Here is a 5,482-nt window from a genome sequence, read left to right as displayed (position 1 = left end):
CTGCTCCCCGATCAGCTCCAGCACCGAGCCCCGCGCCACCGGCTCGGCACCCGTCCCCCACGACCGCACCTCCTCACGCTCGGAGTCGGACAGCAACTCCAGGGCAGCCACCTTGCGACCGGGATCCGTGAACGCCCGCAACACCGTGACCAGATGCCGGGCCAGCCGCCGCACCGACGCCTCGTCGAAGAGGGCCGTGCTGTACTCGATCGCCCCGGAGAGGCCGCTGTCACCCGCGTCGCCGAAGTTCACCTGCAGGTCGGCCGTCGTGAGCTGCCGGGCGACGGCGTCGCCGTCGCGCTCCTCGCGGCGTTCCCGGGGCGGCCGTCCGGGGTCGTCCTCCTGACCGTAGTTGAGGAAGACCTGGAACAGCGGGGTGCGGGAGCGGTCGCGTTCGGTGACCAGGGCCTCCACCAGCTGCTCGAACGGCAGATCCTGGTGCGCGTAGCCCCCCAGCGCGGCTTCCCGTGCCCGGGCGAGGACTTCCGCGAACGTCGGGTCGCCGGACAGGTCGGTGCGCATCACCAGGGTGTTGACGAAGAACCCGATCAGGTCCTCGGTCTCCGCCCGGTTCCGGCCCGCGACCGCAGTGCCCACGACCACGTCGTCGGTGCCGCAGTACCGGCCCAGCAGGACGCTGAACCCCGCCAGCAGCGCCATGAACATCGTCGCGCCGTTCTCGCGGGTCACCGCCCGCAGACCGTCCACGACGTCGGCGGGGACGGTGAACGGGACCGCTCCGCTCGCCGTCGACCGCACCGGCGGACGGGGCCGATCGGTGGGCAGCTCCAGCACCGGGGCTCCGGCCAGTCGCTCCCGCCAGTAGTCCAGCTGCCGTTGCAGCACGTCCCCGGTCAGGAACGACCGTTGCCACAGTGCGAAATCGGCGTACTGCACCGCGAGCGGCGGCAGCGGATCCGGCTCACCCGCTTGCAGCGCCGAGTACAACGCGAGAAGTTCCCGCCGCAGCACACGCTCGGACCACTCGTCGAAGACGACGTGATGCATCGTCAGGAGCAGTACGTGTCCCGGCTCACCGAGCCGGACCAGGCAGAAGCGCACCAGTGGCCCCGTCGCCAGATCGAACGGCGACATGATCATCTGGGCTCCCAGCCGTTCCAGGGCAGCCGCAGGATCGGGTTCGTCGGACACGTCGACGACCGGCAGCCAGACCGGACCAGGCGGATCGATGATCTGGTGGGCGACGCCGTCCGGGTTCGCCATCAGCCGGGTCCGCAGCACCTCGTGGCGCGCCACCACCGCGTCCAGAGCCTTGTTCAGCGCCCCGGTGTCAAGGTCGCGGCCCAGCGACACCCGCATCGGCATGGTGTATTCGATCGAGCCCGGTTCGAGCTGGTCGAGGAACCACAGCCGCTGCTGTGCAAATGACAGCGGAATCGGTGCGTCGGGGCGTCGCCCCCATTCCTGAAGCGGCGACTGCTCTCCCTTGAGGCGTCGCGTCAGCAATTCCTGTCTGGCCCGGGAAAGCGTCACAAGTCCTCCACCGTGAGAATGCCGAACCAAACCCGCGATTCATCCGCTGCCATCGGGGAGTCCGATCAGCCGTCTCAATATGGCATTCGGTACGGCTGTATGGCACGCGGTGATTCGGCGCTCAGCGGTACCTGAGAAGGGTCAACAGCGGCGGAACGGTACGTGAAGCGCGGTCACCGGCTGCGGACGGCCGAAATGAGCACCCTCGGGGTGTCGTCCAACAGGGCCGGGGTGTGCGTCGCCTCCGCCATGAGTACTTCGGCGGCCTCTTTTCCGAGTTCCAGGGAGATCGCCTCCGCATGGCGCAGGACGGCCTCGTGCACGGCGATCTCCCGGTCCCGGGAACCGGCGATCTCCTGCTTGGCGAGGTCGGTGAACCCGGCCCGTTCGAGGAAGGAGTCGTAGGGCAGGCGAACCGGTTCCCAGCTGGTGAACACCAGCCGGCCGCCGGGGCGGAGCACCCGTGCCAGCTCGCGGAAGGCGGCTGACTTGTCGTGCACCATCCACAGCGCGTCGACGCTGACCGCTCCGTCGAAGCCCCCGGCGGGCAATCCGGTGTCCGTGGCACTGGCCACGTAGAACCCGGCCCGGGACGCCATGCCGAAACTCGCCGCCCGATCCGACGCGGCGGCCACCGCTTCGGCGATGATGTCCACGCCGATCAGGGGCACATCAAGCTCACGCGCGATCCAGAGACCGGGGCCGCCCCGGCCGCAACCGACGTCGAGCAGGCGTGTCGTGTGCGACTGCGCCAGAATCTCCGTCAGCAGGCGCAGGTCGCTCAGGGTGACGAACCCGAAGGGTTCCACCTCGCCGGGATAGTCGGCGCCATACACGTCCCGGTAGATGGATTGGAGTGTGGAGCCACGTCCCTGGTTCGCCAGCACCGAGCGGTAGCGATCTTCCCGGGTGGACAGTGGTCTCTCGGCGGCACACATGGCATCGACCCCTTCTTCGGCCTCACGCCTACCGGTGCAGCCAGGTCAGCACGTCGGGTTCGAGGTTCCGCGCGACCCGTGTGTGATAGTCGGCGAGCTCGGCCGTGGTGAGCAGTTCGGCTCCTGATCCCGACACACCCCTCCGGAAGAAGGACGCGCTGTCCTCGAGCACGCCCGCGAAAGGCTCGATCCGGTCCGCGGCGGCACGCATCTGTTCGAAGGTCGCGGCCTTCACCAGGCCCGGCCACAGCACTTCGGCGACGGTGATCCCCAGCCGCTCCGCAAGGATGCGCATCTGCCCCTCCAGATCGGCGGACAGGTCTTCGTAGTGCGTGAGGACGACGTTCGGCTCCTCGCGTCGTGCCCACGCGTCGGCGAAATGCCGGAGCATGGCGTCCAGGTCGCTCGGCCGTGCCGGTGAAGCCGACTCTTCGGCGATCCAGTCGAGCAGCCACTCCCGTGCGGAGCCCCGAATGCTTCGATCAGCGGATCCGGATGCGTGCTCCAAACGCTTGCGCTGGTGGTAGGACGAGACGGCGGCATCCAGCGGATGTCTTGCAACCACGATGTAGGTGACCTGCGGGACGGCGGGAACGTCCGCCAGTGAGCTGTGCGTCTTGATGAAACGCCGGTTGCGCTGCGCGGCGTACCGCTCGAACACCTCATGGCGTATGCCCACGGGGTCATCCAGCCACGGCGACAGCTCGTTGAGCGGAGCCGGCAGATCCGGCGTCTGGAACACCAGGAGTGCGCAGATCATCTGCATCCACGTGGTGCCGCACTTGCCCGGCGCGCTGATGACGATGTCGCCCGGACGGAACGGGAAGGCACCCCATCGGTCAACCAGCACGCCGTCCATGACCACGTCAACGGCCAAGAGGCCCTGGGAAGTGAGCACGATCCCCGTACGGTCGGGATCATCCGGCCCACCTCGGTCTTCCAGGTATCCGCGCGACAACAGCTTGTCGGTCATTTCTCGGGATACGCCACCACCGGTTTTCGGCCTCTTCCTCGTCCCCTTTTCGGCGTGATTCCTCATCTGCAGCGCCGCCAGGACGAGAACGTCACCCAAGGTGATATCTCTGAAGCCCGCAGACGAAAGGCGGGCAGCCATGGCCCGTTCATCTGACTCGCTCATCTCAAAGAACTGACTCACGGCAATTCTGGCCGTATCCAGCATAGCCATAATTCTTCCGCCTTCCCGTCATGAATTTCAACCGGGTGGCACACGAGCGTGGGCACACAGGCGTTCAACCAGGGCATGGCATCAGTTGAACACCGGCTTTCTAGCTCAGCGCCGCCATCGGCGGGTGATCTCCGTCCTCAGCCACGTGCCGATGACCCGCGCGCTGTCTCCGCGCAGCACGGTCGAGTGTTCCGCGGGAACGTCCACGATCTCCGGCTCCCGGACGAGCGCGGCCCGCCACTGCTCGAGCGCCTGCTCCCGGATCTCCTGCGGGTCCTCACCCGGCATGAACAGCACCACCCTGCCGTCGAAGGGCTTCCGGTGCATACTCCGCCCGTACGAGGTGTAGGCCAACCCGTTGATGGTCACCGCACGCATGATCCGCATCCCGTGCTTGTCACCTTCCCTGACGGCGACCGCGATCCTGTCGTCGGGTTCACGGAATCGCAGCAGCTGGTCCTCGTCGGCCGGGGAGAGCCGGGTCCCGGGGGGAGCCTGGATCGCGTCGTCCAGACGGGCGAGGAGCCGGCGGGTCTCCTGGTCGGTGGCTCGGGAGCCGGGGTCGCGGGCGCCGAGGAAGGCCGGCCCCATCAGGAACACACCGCCCACCTCCTTGCCCGCGGCGGCCGCCCGCCGCGCCATCTCGAGGGCGATGTAGCATCCCCCGGACTGCGCGGCGAACAGGTACGGGCCGTCCGGCTGGAGCTGGAACACTTCCCTGAGGTAGGCAGCCGCCATCGTCCCGACCGTCCGCAGCGGGCGGTCGTCGCCGACCAGGCCCCGCTCCTGCAGGGCGATCAGCTGCTGGCCCTCGCCGAGATGATCGGCAAGTCCGGCATATGCGGCGACCTCGCCGGTGATCGAGTGCACGGCGTACACGGCGGGGACGATGTCGCCCCTCCTGATGCGGACGGCCGAGCGGAGTCTGGCCTCTGCCAGGTGCGCCTCGATCTGCGCGGCGACGCCGGCGACGGTGGGACGGTCGAACAGGTCGCCGACGCTGGTGTCGTAGCCGGCGGCCCGGATCCGGGCCACGATCTGCGTCACCAGCAGGGAGTGCCCGCCGAGCTCGAAGAAGTTGTCGTCCACGCCCACACGGTCCACACCCAGCGCGTCGGCCCAGGCCTTGGCCACCGCCCGCTCGATCTTGGTTCGGGGGGCGACGTACCGGTCCGACAGATCGACCCGGCCTGGTTCGGGGTCGGGGAGGGCGGCCCGGTCGATCTTGCCGCCCGGAGTCAGCGGGAACGCGGACAGCTCGGTGAAGGAAGCCGGGATCATGAAGGCAGGCAGCCGGGACCGCAGGTACTCACGCAGCTCACCCGGGGCGGGGATGTTCTCGGCGGGGTCGGCGGGGACCAGATACGCCGCCAGCCGGGCCGCGTCGCCCTCTCCGGTCACCGTCACCACCGCCGACCCGACAGCGGGATGCGCGGTCAGGACGGTTTCGATCTCCGCCGGTTCGATGCGGTAACCACGCACCTTGACCTGCTCATCCACCCGGCCCACGTACTCCAGCCGGCCATCCGCCAGCCACCGCACCCGGTCACCAGTCCGATACACCCGCGAACCATCCGCGGCGAACGGATCCGCAACAAAACGCTCCGCCGTCAGCCCCGCACGCCCCCCATACCCACGCGCCACTCCCGCGCCACCCACCAGCAGTTCGCCCACCACACCCACCGGCACCAGATCCAGCGACCCGTCCACCACATACAGACGAGCACCAGGAACCGGCCCCCCGATCGGCGGCACCTCACCCTCTGCCCCCACCGCCCCGATACTCGCCACCACCGTGGCCTCGGTCGGCCCGTACGCATTCAGCAACCGGTGCCCAGCCGCCCGCCACACCGACGCCAGCGCC

At 68.7% G+C, this 5,482-nt stretch carries 4 protein-coding genes and 1 pseudogene; all 5 read right to left on the bottom strand.

Annotated features, from left to right (window positions below; genetic code table 11):
- On the bottom strand, positions 1–1,494 hold a 1,494-nt coding region (locus tag ABZ098_RS44825; RefSeq protein ID WP_356600861.1), incomplete at its 3' end, for a condensation domain-containing protein.
- A gap of 173 nt (positions 1,495–1,667) precedes the next feature.
- Entirely contained in the window at positions 1,668–2,432 is a 765-nt protein-coding gene (locus ABZ098_RS44820; RefSeq protein WP_356600859.1) for a class I SAM-dependent methyltransferase, read from the bottom strand.
- Between the two features lie 28 nt (positions 2,433–2,460).
- Entirely contained in the window at positions 2,461–3,612 is a 1,152-nt protein-coding gene (locus ABZ098_RS44815; RefSeq protein ID WP_356600855.1) for a sulfotransferase domain-containing protein, read from the bottom strand.
- Positions 3,613–3,723: 111 nt separating this feature from the next.
- Positions 3,724–5,181: a thioesterase domain-containing protein gene (locus ABZ098_RS44810; RefSeq protein ID WP_356600863.1), complete on the bottom strand. Its 1,458-nt coding sequence runs from the start codon at positions 5,179–5,181 to the stop codon at positions 3,724–3,726.
- A gap of 78 nt (positions 5,182–5,259) precedes the next feature.
- A pseudogene (locus ABZ098_RS44805) lies at positions 5,260–5,469 on the bottom strand (AMP-binding protein); the annotation flags it as partial.
- Positions 5,470–5,482: the final 13 nt, after the last annotated feature.

It is taken from the genome of Streptomyces sp. NPDC006335, from assembly GCF_040612795.1.
Lineage (GTDB): Bacteria > Actinomycetota > Actinomycetes > Streptomycetales > Streptomycetaceae > Streptomyces.
The sequence above is the reverse complement of the archived record's forward strand: the minus strand, read 5'-3'. Positions and strand labels throughout refer to the sequence as shown.